The following is a 19,541-nucleotide window of genomic DNA, read 5'->3' as shown; positions in this document are numbered from 1 at the left end:
CCGTCCGGATCCGGATGAATGTTCTGCCGATGTTCAGTCTGTGAAACCCGCGTGCCGGGGGCGTTTCCGGTCTGAAACGATGGGGCCCATGAGCGCTGCAACCCCTCCCACCGAGCGCCGGGTCTCCGCCCGAGTCGGCGCGATCTCCGAGTCCGCCACTCTCGCCGTGGACGCCAAGGCCAAGGCCCTGAAGGCCGCCGGGCGTCCGGTGATCGGCTTCGGCGCGGGTGAACCGGACTTCCCGACCCCGGACTACATCGTCCAGGCCGCCATCGAGGCCTGCTCGAACCCGAAGTACCACCGCTACACGCCGGCCGGCGGCCTGCCCGAGCTGAAGGCCGCGATCGCCGCGAAGACCCTGCGCGACTCCGGCTACGAGGTGGAGGCCGCCGAGGTCCTCGTCACCAACGGCGGCAAGCAGGCGATCTACGAGGCCTTCGCCGCGATCCTCGACCCGGGCGACGAGGTCATCGTCCCGGCGCCGTACTGGACGACGTACCCGGAGTCGATCCGTCTCGCCGGCGGTGTCCCCGTGGACGTGGTCGCCGACGAGACCACCGGCTACCGCGTCTCGGTCGAGCAGTTGGAGGCCGCCCGCACCGAGAACACCAAGGTGCTGCTCTTCGTCTCCCCGTCCAACCCGACGGGCGCGGTCTACACCCGTGAGCAGATCGAGGAGATCGGCCGCTGGGCCGCCGAGAAGGGCCTGTGGGTCCTGACCGACGAGATCTACGAGCACCTGGTCTACGGGGACGCCGAGTTCCACTCGCTGCCCGTGGTGGTGCCCGAGCTGCGCGACAAGTGCATCGTCGTCAACGGCGTCGCGAAGACCTATGCGATGACCGGCTGGCGTGTGGGCTGGGTCATCGGCCCGAAGGACGTCATCAAGGCCGCGACCAACCTCCAGTCGCACGCCACCTCGAACGTGTCGAACGTGGCCCAGGTCGCCGCTCTCGCCGCCGTCTCGGGCGACCTCGAGGCCGTGGCCATGATGCGCGAGGCCTTCGACCGCCGCCGCAAGACCATCGTGCGCATGCTGAACGAGATCGACGGCGTGCTCTGCCCGGAGCCCGAGGGCGCCTTCTACGCCTACCCCTCGGTGAAGGCCCTCCTCGGCAAGGAGATCCGCGGCAAGCGCCCCCAGGACACGGTCGAGCTGGCCGCGCTCATCCTGGAGGAGTCCGAGGTCGCGGTCGTCCCGGGCGAGGCCTTCGGCACGCCGGGCTACCTGCGTCTGTCGTACGCCCTGGGTGACGAGGACCTCGTCGAGGGCGTCTCCCGGATCCAGAAGCTGCTGGCCGAGGCGCGGGACTGACGTTTTCGCGCTCCACGCGTGCGTGTGCGGGCCGTTTCCCTTCGGGGAGGCGGCCCGCTTCTTCGTTCGGGCAAGCCCCCGATCAGGGAAAGCGCTACCGGCACGCCATCGACGTACGGCAAGATCCGGGGATGGAGCGTGTACGTGATGTCTCTGAACTGCCGAAAGCCCATCTGCACCTGCACTTCACCGGTTCGATGCGGCACACCACCCTGCTGGAACTGGCCGACAAGCACGGGATCCATCTGCCCGACGCGCTGACCAGCGGGGAGCCGCCCAAGCTGCGGGCGACGGACGAGCGCGGCTGGTTCCGGTTCCAGCGGCTGTACGACGCCGCGCGGTCGTGCCTGAGGGACCCCGAGGACATTCGGCGCCTGGTGCGCGAGGCCGCCGAGGAGGACCTCAAGGACGGCTCGGGGTGGCTGGAGATCCAGGTCGATCCGACGTCGTACGCACCTCGCCTGGGCGGTCTGATCCCGGCCCTGGAGATCATCCTGGACGCGGTGGACACGACGGTGCGCGAGACCGGGCTCGGGATGCGCGTCCTGGTGGCCGCGAACCGGATGAAGCACCCGCTGGACGCCCGTACGCTGGCCCGCCTGGCCGTACGGTACGCGGACCAGGGCATCGTCGGTTTCGGGCTCTCCAACGACGAACGGCGGGGCATGGCGCGGGACTTCGACCGGGCCTTCGCGATCGCGCGGGAGGGCGGACTGTTGTCCGCTCCGCACGGCGGCGAGCTGACCGGGCCGGCCTCCGTCCGCGACTGCCTGGACGACCTGGGCGCCTCGCGGATCGGCCACGGGGTGCGGGCGGCCGAGGACCCGCGGCTGCTGAAGCGGCTCGCGGACCGCGGGGTGACCTGCGAGGTCTGTCCGGCCTCGAACGTCGCTCTGGGGGTCTACGAGAAGCCGGAGGACGTCCCCCTGCGCACGCTCTTCGAGGCAGGCGTCCCGATGGCTCTCGGCGCCGACGACCCGCTGCTCTTCGGCTCCCGGCTGGCCGCGCAGTACGAGATCGCCCGCCGCCACCACGGCTTCACGGACGCGGAACTGGCCGAGCTGGCCCGGCAGTCCATCCGCGCCTCGGCCGCCCCGGCGGATGTACGGGCGAAGCTGCTGGCCGGGGTGGACGACTGGCTGAGCGGCCCGGCCGCGCCTCGCGGACGCCGATGAGGTGGTGGGGCGGGGCCGACTGCGGGTGCGTCGCCGCACCTACCGGGTGAGGGTGGGTGGGGCCGTCGTGCGTCGCCGGGTGCGGGTGCGGGTCCGTGTGGCGAACGGTTCCTGGGGGATCGCGGGGCGCAGCCCCGCGCCTTTGCCTTCAGGGGCGCGGGGAACTGCGCGACCAGCCCCCACCGTCCCGCAGCCGACGAACAAGCCACGGGGTCACACAGCGAGGTGTGGCGCGGCTCAGTAGGGGCCCTCGGCAACGGAGATACCCCGCAGCAGCGTGCGCGCCAGGGCTGGGGCGAAGGTGTCCAGGGGCGGCGGCTCGCCCTCTTCCGTCGAGTCGTACGCGAAGGCCCGCTGGGCGCAGGCGCCGAGGAGCAGTGATGCGGCCGCGTAGGTGTCGGCGTAGGGGTGGATGCGCCCGGCCCGCTGTTCCGCGCGCAGATACGCGTCGACGCCCCTGATGGGCATGTGCGGGCCCGCGCCCATGGCCCGCATGGCCGCGTCGTGGCGGCGCTTGAGCTGCGTTTCCGCGTACAAGGAGGCGGCGATCGGAAAGCTCTGCTCATAGAAGAGGGCCGCTTGGCGGGCGACCTCCGTGAGGTTCTCCTCGACGGTGTGCTCCCCCGGCTCCGCCGTGAGCCTGCCCAGGAGGGGGCCCAGTGTGGGCAGTCGCTCCTCAAGGACGCGGATGAACAGCTCTTCCTTGCTCGCGAAGTACTTGTAGAGCGCCGCTTCGGAGCAGCCCGCCGCCTTGGCGATCTCCTTGGTGGTCGCGCGGGCGAGTCCGACGGTGAGCATGAGCTGGTGCGCCGCGTCGAGGATGCGGATCCTGGCCGGCTTCTGCGGCGCGGGCTCCGCGGCGGATTTCTGCTGCATGGGGCCCAAGGATTCCATGGCGCAACCAATCAAGCTTGACGGGTGGGTGAGTACTTACTCACTCTAGGAGGATGAGTGGTGAGTGAATACTCACCCACCACTCATCCATCCACGGGGAGCGGAAGGGGAGCAGGCCATGAAACTCACCGTTTTCGGTGCCACAGGCGGCATCGGCCAGGAGATCGTCCGGCAGGCCCTGGAAACGGGGCACCAGGTCACGGCCGTCGTACGGGACCCCGCGCGGCTGACGGTCACGGGCGCGGGCCTGGAGGTGTTCCGCGCCGACCTCACGGACCCGGAGGCGCTGCGCCCCGCAGTGGCGGGAAGGGACGCGGTCCTCTCCGGACTCGGCGCCCGTAGCCGCAAGGACGCCGGGGTCGCGGCCCGGCTGACCCGTACGGTGCTGGGCGCCATGGAGGCGGAGGGCGCGCGACGGCTGCTGGTGGTGAGCGCGAGTCCGGTCGGCCCCGACCCGGAGGGCTCCGCACTCGTCGACCGCGCCATGCGGGGCGTGATCTCCGGGATCCTGAAGGACGTCTACGCCGACCTGAAGGAGATGGAGGACGAGCTGGCCCACAGCGCGACCGACTGGACGGTCGTCCGCCCGCCACGCCTCCAGAACAAGCCGGTGACCGGCACATACCGCACGGTTGTCGGAAGCTTCCCCCTCAAGGGCAGGTTCATCGGCCGCGCCGATGTGGCCCACGCGATGCTGGCGATGATCGGCGACGCGGGGACGGTGAAGCAGGGGGTGGGCGTGGCCTACTAGAGCTCGGCTCCGACGGTCACCGGCTCGTTGACCAGCGTGATCCCGAAGGCGTCGCGGACGCCGACGACGACCTCGCGGGCCAGCGCCAGAAGGTCCTCGGTGGTGGCCTCGCCCCGGTTGGTGAGGGCGAGCGTGTGCTTGGTGGAGATCCGGGCGGGCCCGCTGCCGTAGCCCTTGGTGAAGCCCGACTTGTCGATCAGCCAGGCCGCGGAGGTCTTGGTGTGGCCGTCGCCCGCCGGGTACGCGGGCGGCACGGCGTCCGCGCCGAGCCGGTCCTTCACGCGCGCGTGGAACGCGGCGAACTCCTCGTCGGTGAGGATCGGGTTGGTGAAGAACGACCCGGCGGACCAGGTGTCGTGGTCCTCGGGGTCGAGCACCATGCCCTTGCCGGCGCGCAGCTTCAGGACGGTCTCTCGGGCGGCGGCGAGCGGCACCCGGTCCCCGGCCTCCACGCCCAGCGCGCGAGCCGTCTCCGCGTACTTGATCGGCGCCGACAGGCCCTCCGCGTCCTCCAGCTCGAAGCGGACGCGCAACACGACATGGCGCTCGGGGTCGGCCTTGAAGCGGCTGTGACGGTACGAGAACGCACAGTCGGCGTTCGTCAGCGTGACCGACTGGCGCGTCTTCCTGTCGTACGCGATCACCTCGGTGATGGTCGACGACACTTCCTGACCGTACGCGCCCACGTTCTGGATCGGCGTCGCGCCCGCGGAGCCGGGGATGCCGGCGAGGCACTCGATGCCCGCGAGCCCGGCCTCGACGGTGCGGGCGACCGCGTCGGTCCACACCTCGCCCGCCGCCAGCTCCAGCCTCGTACCGTCGAGGGCGAAGCCGCTCGTCGCGATGCACAGGGCGGTCCCGGCGAAGCCCTTGTCACCGATGACCAGGTTCGATCCACCGCCGATGACCAGCAGCGGCGTACCGGAGTCGTCGGCCTCGCGCACGGCGGCGATCACCTCGGCGTCGGTCGTGGCGGTGATCAGCCGGGTCGCGGGACCCCCCAGCCGGAAGGTGGTCAGCGGGGCGAGCGGGGCATCGTGGAGTTCCTGCACGGGCCCAAGAGTACGAGAAGGCGGGGGATCACCTGGCCACCCGGGGGCGCGAGGCAGGGGATCGCACCACCCGCGCACCAGGCGTGCACTCGCGCCCCTCATCCGAGGCCCGCGCTCACGCCCCTCTCGCGAGACACGCGGTTCACGTCCGGCACGCGCACCCCAGGGGCTCACGTCCGGCGCGCGCAACCGGGGGCTCACGCTCATGGCGTGCGGCATGGGGTCGCACCCCTCGCGCATGGCCACACGCTCACGCCCCGCGTGCAAGGCATGCGCTCAAGCCCCGCGCGCAAGACACAAGCCCACACCCCCTCCCCCGCGCGCGAACCCAGGCTCCACACCCCCGGCGCGCGGTGCGCGGTGCGCGGTGCGCGAGTTCACGCCCCCGGCGCGCACCGCACGCGAACGGCCCCGCCCGTCAGGGCAGGGCCGTTCGCGCTCATCCGCGGCTCAGTCGAAGCGCCGCAGCACCTGCGCCCAGTCAAGGGGCAGTTCGTCGGCGGACGCTGTCCACGTGAGGAAGGTCGCGTCCTTCATCTGGGTCCGGAGGCCGCCCGCGGACGGGGCGTGCGCGCCGGAGCGTGCGAACTGCTTGAGCGCCGCGGGCGACTCCCAGGCGGACAGGGTCCAGAAGGTCCGCCGCAGGGGCGCCGCCTTCAGGGAGGCGCCGTACGCGCCGGGCGCCTTGCCGACCTGGCGCCACACGCCCGGCGTCCGTACGAGGAACCGGAGCGCTCCCCAGAAGGTGCGGGTCTCGAACCGGGAGGCCATGACGTGCACCTCGGCGTGGAGCGGCGGCGTGTTCGGCACTGTCCAGGGCAGAGTAGGCATCGCGAGGCTCCTTCCGGGGTTTCAGTGGGAGACGGTTTCGAGAGCGGGCGCCGAGGCCGAGGCCGAGGCAGCCGCGGGCGCCTCGGTCACCGGCTGCCGCCGGGGCAGCAGCGCCGCGGCCACCGCTCCCACGCCGACCAGCGCCGCACCCACCCACAGTGCCGGCGAGAGCCCGTCCACGAAGCGCTGTGCGGACTCGTAGCCGCCCTGGGCCGAGAAGACCGAGGCCAGGATCGCGATGCCGAGGGCGCCGCCGACCTCGCGGAGGGCGTTGTTGGCGCCTGAGGCGATGCCCTGCTCGGACGGGCGGACGCTGGACATCACGAGGTTCGCGGCCGGGGCGAAGTACAGCGCCATGCCGATCCCGCTGATGATCAGGGCGGGGAGCTGGGCGGCGTACGACACGTCGGGCGACACGATCATGGCGAACCAGCCGAGCCCGACGGCCTGCAGGGCGAGGCCGACGGTGACGACCGGGCGTCCGCCGATCCGGTCCGAGAGGTATCCGGCGATGGGGGCGACGATCATCGGCATCCCGGTCCAGGGAAGCATCCGCAGACCCGCCTCGGTGGGCGAGTAGCCGACGACGCCCTGGAGGAACTGGCTGAGCAGGAAGATCGATCCGAACATCCCGACGAACATCAGCAGGCTCGCGGCGTTGATCGCGGAAAAGGCGCGGCTGCGGAAGAGACGCATCGGCAGCATCGGGTTCTTGCTGTGGATGCCGTGGTAGACGAAGCCGGCGAGGAGCGCACCGCCCGCGATCAGGCCGGTGAGCACGGGGCCGCTGGTCCAGCCGTCGATGTTGCCGCGGATCAGGGCGTAGACGATGCCGAAGAGACCGCCGCTGGCGAGCAGGGTGCCGGGGATGTCCAGCGGTGCGCCGGTGCCGTGCGACTCGGCGAGCCGCAGCCGGGCGAGCGGCAGCACGGCCAGGCCCAGCGGGACGTTCAGCCAGAAGATCCACTGCCAGGACACATGCTCGGTGAGGCTGCCGCCGATGAGGGGTCCGGAGGCGACCGCGAGTCCGTTCACGGCGCCCCATATCCCGTATGCCATCCCGCGCTTGGCGACCGGGACCGCGGCTGTCAGCAGGGTCAGGGTGAGCGGCATCATGATGGCCGCGCCGACGCCCTGGACCGCACGGGCCGCGATCAGGGAGTTGATGCCCGGCGCCAGGGCCGCGGCGGCGGACGCGCCGGTGAAGATGGTGAGTCCGGTCATGAAGAGCCGACGGCGGCCGAACCGGTCGCCGAGGGCCGCGCCGAACATCAGCAGCACGGCGAAGGTGAGCGTGTAGGCGCTCACGGTCCATTCCAGGTCGCCCAGTGCTCCCCCGAGGTCCTTGCGGATGGAGGGCAGTGCGGTGGTGACGACGAGGTTGTCGAGAGCCGCCATGAATCCGGCGACGCTGGTGATGACGAGGGCCCAGACGGCTCCCCCGCGACGTGCGGTCTGTGCGGTTTGCTGTGACATCGCTCCCCCAGAGCGTGATTACTGCCAACGGTTAGTTATTGATGACTAACTTTTACGCCCATGAACGTGCCCACGAAAGGCGCCGATCTCCGCCACGCCTTCCCTGCCCTGCTTCCGCTCTACTTCCGCCCTACTTCTCCAGCCGGCCCGTGACGCGCGCCGACGGGTAGAGCCCTTCCCAGACCCGGTGCTCGGGCGGAAACCCCATGGACACCAGGCAATTGATGAGCATTCCGTACGCCATGAACGTCGCGGTTTCGTCCACATCGGCCCCGAGCGGCACATGAACGGCGTCCCACAGCCGCATCCAGCCGGCCCGCACCGCCTCGCCGAGTTCGTGGTCGCCGGCCTCCTCGGCCGCCGACACCGCCACGTACATCTGCATCTGCATGAGCAGCCGCTCGGGCTGCTCCGCGATGACCTTCACGTACGCGTTCGCCATGGCGTGCAGGGCCTCCTCGCCCTCCAACCCCTTGGAGGCCTCCTCGAAGGTGCGCTGCGTGAGCTCCATACAGCGCTCCGCCGCCGCGAGGAAGATCGCCTTCTTGCCCGGGAAGAGCCGGAAGAGATACGGCTGCGAGACACCCACACGCTTGGCGATCGCCTCCGTGGACGTGCCGTAGTAGCCGCCTCGGGCGAACTCGCTCATCGCCGCGCGAATGACGCTCTCGCGCCTCTCTTCTGCGCTCATCCTGACCATGCGACTAAGTTAGTACTCAATCACTAACTAAGTCAAGGGGGGTTCCGGGACGTCGGCCGGCTGGGCCGAGGGGGCGCCCGGCAGAGACGCCCGGCAGAGAGTCCTTCGCCGGCATCCCCGACGACTGATTCTCTGCCGACGGACTCTCTGCCGGTGCTGGCCGGGCGAGCCGGGCTGGCCGATCCGGTGATCCGCGGATCGGCGTCCAGGATCCCCAAGTCGCCTACTTGGTACGTTGCTTGGCGTGATGTTCACTGCCGTGCCGGCCGGCTGCCGATGAGTGTGCATGGACTGCCCCTCACCCAGGGACTGCCCGTCGCGATCGTGGACGCCTGTCTGCGCAACGGCGGCGGCGGGAGCCCTACGGCGGTGCTGGACGAGACGCCGCTCAGCGATGAGCAGCGTCGTCGCGTGCCAGTACTGGCCGGGACATCGCATGCGGTCTTCGTCTCCCCGTCCGGCGCCCAGCACAGCGGTGCGGCGGCTTCCCTGCGCTTCTTCACCTCCGAGGGAGAGCTGCCGGCCTGCGGCCATGGAACGGTCGCCGCCCTGGCTTTCCTCGCCGCACGAGCGGGAGGCGAGGAGTACCGGACCCTTCTGCACGCCTCGGGACGCGCCTTCGAGGGCTGGTCCCTGCGCGACGGGACACGCGGCGAGACGCCCGAGGGGACGTCTGCGGGGACATCGGTGAACGCGGCCTTCGAACCGGGCCCCGTGGATCTGCGGGAGCCCACGGAGACCGAGTGCGGGGCCGTCCTCGCCGCTCTCGGTATCACCCGGGACACTCTGGCGCCCGGTGCCGCCGTCGCCTCGGTGGGGCGGCCGCGTCTGCTGGTGCCCCTGACCACCCGGTCCGCCCTCGCCGCGCTCACCCCGGACTCCGGTGCTCTCCGCGCCGCCTGTGACCGGCTCGGCCTCCTCGGCTGCTACGTCTACTCCGTGCCGGAGCCCACGGGCCGCGCGGCCGCCCGTATGTTCGCCCCGTCGATCGGCGTCCCCGAGGACATCGCCAACGCCAACAGCACCGCCTGCCTCGCCGCCCACCTGGCCGGCCGGGGCATCACCCGTATCGCCGTGGACATGGGCGACTCCCTGGGCAGCCCGGCCACGATCACCGCCACGGCACAGCCCGGCCCAGCGGGGCCGGTGATCCACCTGGGCGGCGCCGCAAGACTCACCCGCATGGTCCGGCTGAATGATCAGTAAGGGGCGCCCGCAATGGCGAGCGCCCCTTACTTCACGTACTTCACGCACGACCACGGCCGACGCCATGCGTTACCTCGCACGACTACCGCCGGGGCTGTGCGCCACTTCACACACGGCAACAGCCCGCGCTACGCATTACTTCACGCACAGCTACTGCCCGCGCTACGCGTTCACGCCAGTCGCACGACCGCGCGCGACATGCCCAGGACCTTCTGACCCGCGCTGGTCGCGGTGAGGTCGACGCGAACGGTGTTGTCGTCGAGCTTGGCACCGACCTTGGCGCTGACCTCGACGGTCGCGCCCTTGTCGTCGTTCGGGACGACGACGGGCTTGGTGAAGCGGACGCCGTACTCGACAACCGCGCCCGGGTCGCCGACCCAGTCGGTGACGACGCGGATCGCCTCGGCCATGGTGAACATGCCGTGCGCGATGACGTCGGGCAGACCGACCTCGACCGCGAACTTCTCGTTCCAGTGGATCGGGTTGAAGTCCCCGGAGGCACCGGCGTACTGCACGAGCGTGGCACGAGTCACGGAAAACGTCTGGGCCGGCAGCTCGGTGCCGACCTCGACGTCCGCGTAAGAGATCTTCGCGGTCATGTCAGCCCACCTCCGCCGCGCGCGCAACGAGCTTGGTGACGGCCGTCACGACATGCTCGCCCGCCTCGTCGTGAACCTCGCCACGGATGTCCAGGATGTCGTTGCCCGCCAGCGACTTGATCGACTCGATGGTCGAGGTGACCGTGAGCCGGTCGCCCGCGCGCACCGGGCGGGTGTAGGCGAACTTCTGGTCGCCGTGCACCACGCGGTTGTAGTCGAGGCCCAGTTGCGGGTCCTGGACGACCTGGCCCGCGGCCTTGAACGTGATCGCGAACACAAAAGTCGGCGGGGCGATCACATCGGGGTGGCCGAGCGCCTTGGCGGCCTCAGGGTCCGTGTACGCAGGGTTACTGTCCCCGACGGCCTCCGCGAACTCGCGGATCTTCTCCCGGCCGACCTCATAGGGGTCGGTGGGCGGGTAGGACCGCCCCACGAAGGACTGGTCGAGCGCCATGGGCTCGGCACCTCCTGGTTGTCTTCGCTGAACTGGTGGTCGTCGCTGAGCTGGAGGTCACAGCTGGACTGGATGCCACAGCTGGACCGGATGCCACGACTGGACTGGCCGTTTGGGCCGGACGGACCGTCTTGGCTCCATACGGAGGCTCCACACGGACTGTCTTAGCTCTATAACGACGCGAGGCCGCCCCCCGTGAAGGGGACGGCCTCGTGTACGAGCCTGATTTATCGCGTTTCGCGGTGCGCGGTGTGCGCATTGCAACGCGGGCAGTGCTTCTTCATCTCCAGTCGGTCCGGGTCGTTACGCCGGTTCTTCTTGGTGATGTAGTTCCGCTCCTTGCACTCCACGCAGGCCAGCGTGATCTTCGGGCGGACGTCGGTGGCAGCCACAGGAGTGCTCCTTGACGAACGGATGGGACGATTAACGCATAGAAGAGTAGCCGATCGAAGGACCGACCCCACAATCGGCTACTGTCAGTAGCGGTGACCGGACTTGAACCGGTGACACAGCGATTATGAGCCGCTTGCTCTACCGACTGAGCTACACCGCTGAGATGCGATCGGACCCCGCCTTGCGGCGGGAACCTCTCACACCAGAGCCCCAATACGGAATCGAACCGTAGACCTTCTCCTTACCATGGAGACGCTCTGCCGACTGAGCTATTGGGGCGAGCGATGAAGACATTACACGGTCGGCCGCCGATCGCCCAAATCCGTTTCGCGGCACCCGCCCCGGCCTGTTCCCGGCCGTTTCCCCAGGCGTTCCCGCAGCCGCTCACTAGCCCCTCACGCACCACGGATCACCGTCGATCACAGGTGCGTTCCCGCCCATGCCGGAGGCCCGCCCTCGCCCGGGCGGCCACACGGGTACGAGCCGCAGGACCACGCGGATACGAGCCGGGGAACACCACGGGTACGAGCCGGGGAACACCACGGATACGGGCCGCGGGACCACGCCGATACGGCTACGGACCACACCGGTACGACTATTGCGCTCCTCCCCGACGCGGACGGATCGCCGCCCTAGGCTCGACTCACGCTGCGTGATCTTGTGTCCTCACGCTCCGCAGTCGCCCCTCCCGCAGCCGCCCCCGAGCCCCAGGAGCGCGATGCCCGACAGTCAGCCGCAGCCACCTCACTCCCGGTCGGGACAGACCGACACGGCCACGCTCCTGTTGTGCGGGGCGCGGCTCACCGACGGCCGGACCGTGGACGTGCGGCTGGACGGCAGACGGATCGAGGCGGTCGGCACCGCCGGGAGCCTGACGAGAGGCGCCCCCGGGGTCCTCGCGGCGAAGATGGACCTCGACGGCTACCTCCTCCTGCCGGCCCCTGCCGAGCCGCACGCCCACAGCGACACGGCCCTGACGGCCGAGGACGACGGCCCCCTCACGTACGACGCCCAGGAAGTCCAGCGCCGGGCCACCGAGGCCGCGCTGCTGCAACTCGGGCACGGCGCGACGGCGCTGCGCTCTCACGTGCACGTCGGCGACGTACAGGGGCTCGACGCGCTGGCGGCGGTGCTCCAGGCGCGCCGTTCGCTGCGCGGGTTCGCCGAGTTGACGGCGGTGGCGATGCCGCGGGTGCTGACCGGGGCGGCCGGGGCCGACGGACTGGCCATGCTGCGGGACGCCGTGAAGATGGGCGCCTCCGTGGTGGGCGGCTGCCCGGACGCCGACCCCGATCCCACGGGGTACGTGGAGGCGATCCTGGAGCTCGCCTCCGAGCACGGCTGCCCGGTCGACCTGCACACGGACGGCGCGGACCCCGCCCGGCTCGCCCGGCTCGCGGCGATGGCCGGCGGGCTGCGCCCCGGGGTGACGCTCGGCCCGTGCGGCGGGCTCGGCCGCCTGCCCTCCGAGACGGCCTCCCGGGCAGCCGACCAGCTCGCTGCGGCGGGCGTGACCGTGGTGTGCCTGCCGCAGGGCGGCTGCGGGGCCGTGGAACGGCGCGGGACCGCTCCCGTACGGCTGTTGCGGGCGGCCGGGGTACGGGTCGCGGCGGGCAGCGGCGCCCTGCGCGACGCATCGAACCCGGTGGGGCGCGGCGACCCGCTGGAGGCCGCGTATCTGCTGGCCTCGCGGTACGGGCTACGGCCCGAGGACGCCTACGACACGGTGAGTTGTGCCGCCCGGGCCGCGCTCGGACTGCCCGAGGTGCGCGTGGAGGCTGGATTTCCGGCCGAGTTGCTCGCCGTGCGCGGGGACCGGCTCGCGGGGGCGCTGTCGTTGGTGTACAGCCGGATCGTGGTGCATCGGGGGCGTGTGGTGGCGCGGACCAGCGCGGTGCGGGAGTACTGCAACTCGGCGGCCGCGGCGGGGATGGAGTTGCCTCGGCAGGGGCGGGGAGAGCCGTCGTAGGAGAGCGGTTACGGGAAGCGGCTTTAACGGCCCTCCACGCGCGCGTGGAGGGCCGTTAAGGCGTCACGCGCGCATGGGTGGCGCGTTGGCGCCTTGAAGGCCGTCACGCGGGCGTGGGTGTCTTTGAAGGCCGTCACGCGCGCGTGCTCGGTGACGGCCCGCCGGTGCCACCGGCGGGCCGGGGCCTCAGAGTTCGCTGCCGCCCAACAGCCCACCGCCGAGGGGGCTGCCCCCGGGCATCTTGTCCGCGGGAATCTCCGTGGCCCCCGACGGCGCGCTGATGTCGCCCGCCTTGGAGAACTTCAGGACCAGCGGCAGCTTGGTGGCCTTCGGGTCGTCGGCGAGGACGCCGAGGTCGACCTTGACCTGGGTGAGGTCGCCGTTCTTCAGCGTGAAGTCGACGGCGACCTTCTTGTTCGGGGCGTCCTTGAGGTCCTTGTCCGAGGGGAGGTCCGCGCCCACCGGAAGGTCGCCCTGCAGGGGCCGGAGCTTGTCGAAGACGCCCTTGATCAGGGTACGGAAGTTGCCGCTGGCGATGACGTGTTCGGTGCCGTCACTGCCGTCCTTGGCGCGGAAGGTGACGTCGTGGGCGATGACACCGCGTACGGCCTTGACGATCTTCCGCTGAGTCTTGGCGTCGATGTCGGCGGCGCTGTCCGCTCCCTTCGCGGAGCTCTGCGAGGACTTCTGGGCCTTCTCCAGGTCGTGGGTGTTCATCTTCACCCAGTCGCCTTCGAGGACGTGCTTGAACTCCTTCTCGCTGTCCGGGAGTTCGTCGGCCGTCGGCATGGGAATGCCCATCGCCTTGCCGACGGCCTTCATGTTGATGCGGTAGTAAGTGAAGTCGCCGACGATCCGGTACTCGACCAGGACGCCGTCGGCCCCCGTGATCTTCATGCTCGTACCGATGAGGTCCTTCTGGCCCGAATCGGCCAGCGCCTTCTTCGACTTGACGGCGACGTCGACGCGCAGCCCGCTGAGGAACTTCGCGGCCTCCGGCGGGATGGCATCGTCCGAGCCGGAGTCGCCCGCCAGCGCGGTGAGCGCGTCGGAGTCCGCGTCGAGATCCAACTGGAAGGCGAGCGACTTCTGTTCGCCGAGCCGGTCGACGGCGTGGTCAACCTTCTGCCCGGCGGTGAGGTTCTGGACCGTGCCGCAGGCGGCCGCCGTGGCGAGCAGGACGGCGGCGCAGCCGGCCGCGGTGACGGTCTTGCGTATGGCGGTGATGATGGTCTCCTCTGCGATGCCGCGCGGGTTCGCACGACATCCCCTCGTTCGCTCATTCGATTGATCACACATGTGACACACGAGTTGTCCACAGGGTTGTGCGGCGAACGCGCCCGTCCGGGCGTACGGTCGGAAACATGCGCATTGTCATCGCTGGAGGTCATGGTCAGATCGCGCTGCGGCTGGAGCGGCTGCTCGCCGCGCGCGGCGACGAGGTCGCGGGGATCATCCGCCGCGCCGAACAGGGCGACGATCTGCGGGCGGCCGGTGCCGAGCCGGTCCTGTGCGATCTGGAGTCGGCCTCGGTGGAGGAGGTCGCCGCGCATCTGCAGGGCGCGGACGCGGCCGTCTTCGCGGCGGGCGCGGGCCCGGGCAGCGGCGTGGCCCGCAAGAGCACGGTGGACCGGGGCGCCGCCGTCCTGTTCGCGGAAGCGGCGGAACGCGCGGGCGTACGCCGTCACGTGGTCGTCTCCTCGATGGGCGCGGACCCGGCGCACCCGGGCGACGACGTCTTCGACGCGTATCTGCGTGCCAAGGGCGAGGCCGACGAATACGTTCGCGGTCGTACGGGCCTGGACTGGACGATCCTGCGCCCCGGCAGCCTGATCGACGACGCCGGCACCGGCCTCGTACGCCTGGAGGCCTCCACGGGCCGCGGCTCCATCCCCCGCGACGACGTCGCCGCGGCCCTCGCCGAACTGGTGGACACCCCGGCGACAGCCGGCCTGACCCTGGAACTGATCAGCGGCTCGACACCGATCTCGGTGGCGGTCAAGGCGGTGGCGGGGAACTAGGCGGCGAGGAGCCAGGGGGAAGCCAAGGGGCGAGGAGCGGGCGCGGATTTCGGCATGCCGTACCAGGGGGGTGCCTGGCCGGGTGCCCGGTCGGCTGCCCGGTCGGCTGCCTGGTCGGTCAGAACAGCGGAAGCTGCCCGGGGAACTCCGCAACGGCGTACCCGTCCAGCGTCGGCTGAGCCGCCCCGAGCTGCGCCTGCCGACGCGACCCCGGGCACGAGACCAGCTCCCCGCTCCCCCGCGCACCCGGCGGATCATGCCGAGCGAACCGCCCCGCGACGACGGCGATCTCCCGACGGCACTCGGGGCAGTTCCTGCGACGCGATGGCATGGGATCAGTGTGCCCCGTGGGCGGCGGGTCGTATCGGCGCTGCCCCTGGGCACGAAAGTCGCGTGCCCCGACACCCCCAAGTAATACGGAAGTTGTCCTATTTTGAGGCGCCCTGCACGCGCGGGGTGTCCCTGCCCACTCCGCAACACGAGGAGACCCCTCCGACCTGCGTTCTCGCAGATCAGAGAGGGTCTCCCTCGGACGGTCAGGGCGGAGATCAGGAGGCCCCGCACTTACTACGGCGTGAAGACCTGCTCCAGGCGGTGGATGGCGCCGTCCTCGCCGGTCTCGTACTTGAACACCAGGCCGGAGTCGGGGTGCGCATTGATCCAGTCGATCAGCTCTTGCACGCCGATCCGCTGGTTCTCGCTGCTGTCAGTGATGGGGTTCGTGGCCGTGACGTACGCGGCCTGGTCGAGAGCCCAGCGACTGTCCTCGCCCGTGACGACGAAGGGCGCGCCGTCGGTGTCCTTCCCGGGGCATCCCCAGGCCCCGTGCTGGATGACGAGGTTCACCTTGCCGGTACTGCCGTCGAGTTCCTCAATGCGGTAGACGGCAATCTCGTCGGGATCGACGTCGTCCGGGCTCGGCGGCTCGCTGGCACAGTCGGCGGCGGGGGTGGCGGCCGCAGCTGATGCGGTGGGCTTGGCTTCGTACTTCCCGGCAGGCGTGGCACCACCGGCCGCGCCGGGCGACGAGGTGGCCGTGGCCCCCACGCTCGGCGTCGCAGTGGGCTTCCCGGCGGACGTGCCCGACGATGAGGTAGCCGTGGCGCCCGCACTCGGCGTCGCGTCGGCCCCGGCGGCTGAGCTGCCCTTCTGGCACCCGGTGAGCACGGCGCTCAGCGCGACGGCCGCGAGCGCGAGCACTGCGGGTCTGAGGCGGTTGGCATTCATCTAGGACGTCCCCCTGTTAACAGGCGGCCCAACCGGCCACCCCCCGGACCGGGACGGTAGCAACGGCACCGTCGCACGGCAGCGCGGGAACCCCCTGTGTCACAGAGCCGGGACAAGGCCGTCACGGGGCACGGACGGTGTGACTCGATCACTCCAGACGCGACGAAACAGCGACCCCGAGACCACGCTCGCCCTCAGTCCAAAATGCCGCGCACTCAGGACGCGAGGCAGCACCAGGCACGAGCTGCCGGGAAGCCTGTCGGCCACGGCTCGCGCCCGCCACCTCGCCTTCACACGGGGCGGCTGACTTCCGTTTCCGTCAAAGGTTCTGCAGAGCGGGGATCGGTCTGCTCACCCCGATCCAGCCCCAAACCGATGTCCGTATAAGTCGTCAGCGCCCGGACGGCCACGTCCGCCTTGACCCCGTGGAGCAGAGCGCCTTCCCTCTCGCGCAGCCCACGCAGGTGGAACCGGGGGATTCCCCCGCAGAGCGGCGTGCGGCCGGCGGGGCCCGCGGAACTGTCCCCACGCTCGGCTCTCGGCTCAGCGTCTCCTGGATGGCCATGACGCTGTCTCCGCCGGCTGCGCGCACGGCCCACGCCACGTCCCTCTGAACGCCGACCGGCCCGCTGGCCGCCGCCCACATGCAGCACACGGCGACCCTGTTGAACGACGCCCGGTCTTGGCCCGGCTAGGACTGCGTGGCTGACGCGGCAAGGATCCCGTCCACGCATCCCGAGATACGGCGTTCGAACACGAGACAGTGTGAGACAGCGCGCTAATTGTCAGTGGGCATGACGAAGGGCCCGTGACCTGCTTAAACAGCAGGTCACGGGCCCTTCGTTCCCGTGTGGCGGCGCCAGGATTCGAACCTGGGAAGGCTGAGCCGGCAGATTTACAGTCTGCTCCCTTTGGCCGCTCGGGCACACCGCCGGGGTTGCTGCCGTGAGACCCGCTTTTCGGCGGTGCTCCGTGGCAACGACGTAAACGATACCTGATGCTCGGGGGTGCTTCGCCACCCAATTGATCGACGCTTGGAGGGAGGGGGGTGGCTAGGCTTATGCGGATGCGGCCGGGGGCCTACGCCGGGCTCGACGGCCGCCCCTACGCACCCCGATACAAGGAGCCACAGGACATGGCCGACTCCAGTTTCGACATCGTCTCGAAGGTCGAGCGGCAGGAGGTCGACAACGCCCTCAACCAGGCCGCCAAGGAGATCTCGCAGCGCTACGACTTCAAGAACGTCGGCGCCTCCATCTCCTGGTCAGGCGAGAAGATCCTGATGGAAGCGAACTCCGAGGAGCGGGTGAAGGCCATCCTCGATGTGTTCGAGACCAAGCTGATCAAGCGCGGCATCTCGCTGAAGGCGCTGGACGCCGGTGAGCCCCAGCTCTCCGGCAAGGAGTACAAGATCTTCGCGTCGATCGAGGAGGGCATCTCCCAGGAGAACGCGAAGAAGGTGGCGAAGATCATTCGCGACGAGGGCCCGAAGGGCGTGAAGGCACAGGTGCAGGGCGACGAGCTGCGCGTCAGCTCGAAGAGCCGTGACGACCTGCAGGCCGTGCAGGCCCTGCTCAAGGGCAAGGACTTCGACTTCGCGCTGCAGTTCGTGAACTACCGGTAGAACGACCGCCGGCGGTGATTCGTCAACCGGCCCCCGCGGTCGGTTCGTTGCGCGTACGAGGAAGGGTGGGCACCGGAGTGCCCACCCTTCTCGCCTGCTGGCTGCGGCCTCAGGGGTATGCGCTCAGCGGCGCGAGTCGCCGAACAGGATGCGGTAGATGACCAGCAGGACGAGCGAACCGCCGACCGCGGCGGCCCAGGTGGCTCCGTCATAGAACTGCTTGGTGATGGGGTGGTCCAGCCAGCGGGCTGATATCCAGCCGCCTATGAACGCGCCGGCGACGCCGATGAGGGTCGTTCCGATGAAGCCGCCCGGGTCGCGTCCCGGCAGCAGGAATTTGGCGATGGCGCCGGCCAGCAGCCCCAGAATGATCCAGCTGATGATGCCCATGCCCTCAACCTGCCCTTCCGCGCTGTGCCCATGCTGTCCCGGCGCTGTGACGTCGGTCCGGCCGGGCTGTGAATCCGCGTGCGCCTGCGCGGGTGTTGCCTGCCGCGGGTCGCACGTGTGTTGGTGCCGTGTCGAAGAGCAGGACGCCTCCTCGTCGCCTGTCGGTTGCACTGATCAGTAGGGTGCGGCCCATGACACAGTCCGAGTCCGAGTTGCGTCGCACCCTGGGCGTCGGGGACGCCGTGGTCATCGGGCTCGGTTCGATGATCGGTGCCGGGATCTTCGCGGCGCTGGGCCCCGCGGCGCGGGCGGCCGGATCCGGGCTGCTGCTCGGCCTCGCGGTCGCCGCCGTGGTCGCCTACTGCAACGCGATGGCCTCGGCGCGGCTGGCGGCCCTGTATCCCGCCTCCGGTGGCACGTATGTGTACGGGCGGGAGCGACTCGGGGCCTTCTGGGGGTATCTGGCGGGCTGGTCGTTCGTCGTCGGCAAGACAGCCTCCTGTGCGGCGATGGCGCTCACCGTGGGCGCGTACGTCTGGCCGGGGCAGGCGCACGCGGTGGCGGTCGCGGCCGTGGTGGCCCTGACCGCCGTGAACTACGGCGGCGTGCAGAAGTCGGCCTGGCTGACGCGGGCGATCGTGGCGGTGGTCCTGGCGGTCCTCGCTTCCGTGGTGGTCGTGTGCCTCGGCTCGGACGCCTCCGACGCCGGGCGGCTGGACATCGGGCTCTCCGCCGGCGCGGGCGGGGTGCTTCAGGCTGCGGGGCTGCTGTTCTTCGCGTTCGCCGGGTACGCGCGGATCGCGACGCTCGGTGAGGAGGTACGGGATCCGGCGCGCACCATCCCGCGCGCGATCCCCTTGGCTCTGGGCCTCGCGCTCGTGGTGTACGCGGCGGTCGCGGTGGCTGTCCTTTCCGTGCTCGGGTCGGGTGGGCTCGGGCAGGCCTCGGCGCCGCTGGCCGACGCGGTGCGGGCGGCCGGTGCGCCGGGGCTCGTGCCGGTGGTGCGGGTGGGGGCCGCCGTGGCCGCGCTCGGCTCACTGCTCGCCCTGATCCTGGGCGTCTCGCGGACGACGCTGGCCATGGCCCGTGACCATCATCTGCCGGGCGCCCTGGCCGCCGTACATCTGCGCTTCCAAGTGCCGCACCGGGCAGAACTGGCCGTGGGCGCGGTGGTCGCCGCGCTGGCCGCGACGGTGGATGTGCGGGGCGCGATCGGGTTCTCCTCCTTCGGTGTGCTGGCTTACTACGCGGTGGCCAACGCGTCCGCCTGGACGCTGAGTTCGGCTCCGGCTGCGCGGGTGGTGCCGGTGGTCGGACTCGTCGGGTGTGTGACGCTGGCGTTCGCGCTGCCGGTGGATTCCGTGGTCGTGGGCACGGCGGTGCTGGCGGTCGGGGCTGCGGCGTACGGCGTACGACGGTGGGCGGCTTCGCGGTAGCCACAACGGGTCGCGGGCACGCCACCGC

Annotated in this window: 20 protein-coding genes and 3 tRNA genes; 8 read left to right on the top strand and 15 right to left on the bottom strand. The window is 70.5% G+C overall.

The window, feature by feature from the left end; genetic code table 11:
* The first annotated feature begins 88 nt into the window (after positions 1–88).
* Together AB5J50_RS29975 and AB5J50_RS29970 are read left to right on the top strand one after the other, a co-directional pair.
* Positions 89–1,315 carry a pyridoxal phosphate-dependent aminotransferase gene (locus tag AB5J50_RS29975; RefSeq protein ID WP_327430959.1) on the top strand — a complete coding sequence of 409 codons (1,227 nt, stop codon included), beginning with the start codon at positions 89–91 and terminating at the stop codon, positions 1,313–1,315.
* Positions 1,316–1,446: 131 nt separating this feature from the next.
* A complete protein-coding gene (locus AB5J50_RS29970) occupies positions 1,447–2,490 on the top strand; it encodes an adenosine deaminase (protein WP_369261302.1) in 1,044 nt (347 codons plus the stop codon).
* A gap of 237 nt (positions 2,491–2,727) precedes the next feature.
* Here the strand turns inward: AB5J50_RS29970 and AB5J50_RS29965 are convergent, their stop codons facing one another.
* A complete protein-coding gene (locus AB5J50_RS29965) occupies positions 2,728–3,366 on the bottom strand; it encodes a TetR/AcrR family transcriptional regulator (RefSeq protein ID WP_369261301.1) in 639 nt (212 codons plus the stop codon).
* A gap of 136 nt (positions 3,367–3,502) precedes the next feature.
* Here AB5J50_RS29965 and AB5J50_RS29960 point away from each other — a divergent pair, with 136 nt between their 5' ends.
* Positions 3,503–4,135, top strand: a complete 633-nt coding sequence (locus AB5J50_RS29960) for an NAD(P)-dependent oxidoreductase (protein WP_369261300.1) — start codon at positions 3,503–3,505, stop codon at positions 4,133–4,135.
* Here the strand turns inward: AB5J50_RS29960 and AB5J50_RS29955 are convergent.
* The 4 genes from AB5J50_RS29955 to AB5J50_RS29940 all read right to left on the bottom strand — a co-directional run bounded on the left by AB5J50_RS29955 (position 4,132) and on the right by AB5J50_RS29940 (position 8,194).
* Positions 4,132–5,187 (bottom strand): UDP-N-acetylmuramate dehydrogenase, encoded by a 1,056-nt coding sequence (locus AB5J50_RS29955; protein ID WP_369261299.1) that lies wholly within the window; start codon positions 5,185–5,187, stop codon positions 4,132–4,134. The two genes, AB5J50_RS29960 and AB5J50_RS29955, sit on opposite strands and share 4 nt — an antisense overlap.
* A 450-nt stretch (positions 5,188–5,637) precedes the next feature.
* Positions 5,638–6,018, bottom strand: coding sequence for a DUF3291 domain-containing protein (locus tag AB5J50_RS29950; protein ID WP_327430954.1), 381 nt, complete (start codon positions 6,016–6,018; stop codon positions 5,638–5,640).
* A 21-nt stretch (positions 6,019–6,039) separates the two neighbouring features.
* Entirely contained in the window at positions 6,040–7,494 is a 1,455-nt protein-coding gene (locus AB5J50_RS29945; protein ID WP_369261298.1) for a DHA2 family efflux MFS transporter permease subunit, read from the bottom strand.
* Positions 7,495–7,624: 130 nt separating this feature from the next.
* The gene (locus tag AB5J50_RS29940; protein WP_369261297.1) at positions 7,625–8,194 is read right to left on the bottom strand and encodes a TetR/AcrR family transcriptional regulator; all 570 of its coding nucleotides are present in this window, start codon (positions 8,192–8,194) and stop codon (positions 7,625–7,627) included.
* Positions 8,195–8,470: 276 nt separating this feature from the next.
* On the opposite strand from AB5J50_RS29940, the gene AB5J50_RS29935 reads away from it, so the two are divergent.
* Positions 8,471–9,400, top strand: coding sequence for a PhzF family phenazine biosynthesis protein (locus AB5J50_RS29935; protein WP_369261296.1), 930 nt, complete (start codon positions 8,471–8,473; stop codon positions 9,398–9,400).
* A 170-nt stretch (positions 9,401–9,570) separates the two neighbouring features.
* Here the strand turns inward: AB5J50_RS29935 and AB5J50_RS29930 are convergent, their stop codons facing one another.
* The 5 genes from AB5J50_RS29930 to AB5J50_RS29910 all read right to left on the bottom strand — a co-directional run bounded on the left by AB5J50_RS29930 (position 9,571) and on the right by AB5J50_RS29910 (position 11,125).
* A complete protein-coding gene (locus tag AB5J50_RS29930) occupies positions 9,571–9,999 on the bottom strand; it encodes a MaoC family dehydratase (protein WP_369261295.1) in 429 nt (142 codons plus the stop codon).
* Between the two features lies 1 nt (position 10,000).
* The gene (locus AB5J50_RS29925) at positions 10,001–10,453 is read right to left on the bottom strand and encodes a MaoC family dehydratase N-terminal domain-containing protein (protein ID WP_327430949.1); all 453 of its coding nucleotides are present in this window, start codon (positions 10,451–10,453) and stop codon (positions 10,001–10,003) included.
* 227 nt (positions 10,454–10,680) lie between these two features.
* On the bottom strand, positions 10,681–10,845 hold the full coding sequence (gene rpmG, locus AB5J50_RS29920) for a 50S ribosomal protein L33 (protein WP_004571794.1): 165 nt from the start codon (positions 10,843–10,845) through the stop codon (positions 10,681–10,683).
* Positions 10,846–10,933: 88 nt separating this feature from the next.
* Positions 10,934–11,006: transfer RNA gene (locus AB5J50_RS29915), tRNA-Met, on the bottom strand.
* 46 nt (positions 11,007–11,052) lie between these two features.
* Positions 11,053–11,125, bottom strand: a tRNA-Thr gene (locus tag AB5J50_RS29910).
* Positions 11,126–11,564: 439 nt separating this feature from the next.
* Here AB5J50_RS29910 and AB5J50_RS29905 point away from each other — a divergent pair.
* Positions 11,565–12,815 carry an amidohydrolase family protein gene (locus AB5J50_RS29905; protein WP_369261294.1) on the top strand — a complete coding sequence of 417 codons (1,251 nt, stop codon included), beginning with the start codon at positions 11,565–11,567 and terminating at the stop codon, positions 12,813–12,815.
* Positions 12,816–13,001: 186 nt separating this feature from the next.
* On the opposite strand, the gene AB5J50_RS29900 is transcribed toward AB5J50_RS29905, so the two are convergent.
* Positions 13,002–14,114 carry a hypothetical protein gene (locus tag AB5J50_RS29900; RefSeq protein WP_369261293.1) on the bottom strand — a complete coding sequence of 371 codons (1,113 nt, stop codon included), beginning with the start codon at positions 14,112–14,114 and terminating at the stop codon, positions 13,002–13,004.
* A gap of 65 nt (positions 14,115–14,179) precedes the next feature.
* On the opposite strand from AB5J50_RS29900, the gene AB5J50_RS29895 reads away from it, so the two are divergent.
* Positions 14,180–14,836: an SDR family oxidoreductase gene (locus AB5J50_RS29895; protein WP_327430946.1), complete on the top strand. Its 657-nt coding sequence runs from the start codon at positions 14,180–14,182 to the stop codon at positions 14,834–14,836.
* A gap of 118 nt (positions 14,837–14,954) precedes the next feature.
* Here the strand turns inward: AB5J50_RS29895 and AB5J50_RS29890 are convergent, their stop codons facing one another.
* From AB5J50_RS29890 to AB5J50_RS29880, 3 genes are all read right to left on the bottom strand, one after another.
* The gene (locus AB5J50_RS29890; protein WP_369261292.1) at positions 14,955–15,167 is read right to left on the bottom strand and encodes a hypothetical protein; all 213 of its coding nucleotides are present in this window, start codon (positions 15,165–15,167) and stop codon (positions 14,955–14,957) included.
* A gap of 236 nt (positions 15,168–15,403) precedes the next feature.
* Positions 15,404–16,063, bottom strand: a complete 660-nt coding sequence (locus AB5J50_RS29885) for a hypothetical protein (protein WP_369261291.1) — start codon at positions 16,061–16,063, stop codon at positions 15,404–15,406.
* Between the two features lie 851 nt (positions 16,064–16,914).
* Positions 16,915–16,996, bottom strand: a tRNA-Tyr gene (locus AB5J50_RS29880).
* 202 nt (positions 16,997–17,198) lie between these two features.
* Here AB5J50_RS29880 and AB5J50_RS29875 point away from each other — a divergent pair.
* Positions 17,199–17,687, top strand: a complete 489-nt coding sequence (locus AB5J50_RS29875; RefSeq protein WP_028805132.1) for a YajQ family cyclic di-GMP-binding protein — start codon at positions 17,199–17,201, stop codon at positions 17,685–17,687.
* A 123-nt stretch (positions 17,688–17,810) separates the two neighbouring features.
* On the opposite strand, the gene AB5J50_RS29870 is transcribed toward AB5J50_RS29875, so the two are convergent.
* Positions 17,811–18,077 carry a GlsB/YeaQ/YmgE family stress response membrane protein gene (locus AB5J50_RS29870; RefSeq protein ID WP_327430917.1) on the bottom strand — a complete coding sequence of 89 codons (267 nt, stop codon included), beginning with the start codon at positions 18,075–18,077 and terminating at the stop codon, positions 17,811–17,813.
* Between the two features lie 191 nt (positions 18,078–18,268).
* On the opposite strand from AB5J50_RS29870, the gene AB5J50_RS29865 reads away from it, so the two are divergent.
* Positions 18,269–19,513 (top strand): APC family permease, encoded by a 1,245-nt coding sequence (locus tag AB5J50_RS29865; RefSeq protein ID WP_369261290.1) that lies wholly within the window; start codon positions 18,269–18,271, stop codon positions 19,511–19,513.
* The last annotated feature ends 28 nt before the right edge of the window (positions 19,514–19,541 follow it).

The sequence above is a fragment of the Streptomyces sp. R35 genome (assembly GCF_041053035.1).
Classification (GTDB): domain Bacteria; phylum Actinomycetota; class Actinomycetes; order Streptomycetales; family Streptomycetaceae; genus Streptomyces; species Streptomyces lutosisoli.
The sequence above is the reverse complement of the archived record's forward strand: the minus strand, read 5'-3'. Positions and strand labels throughout refer to the sequence as shown.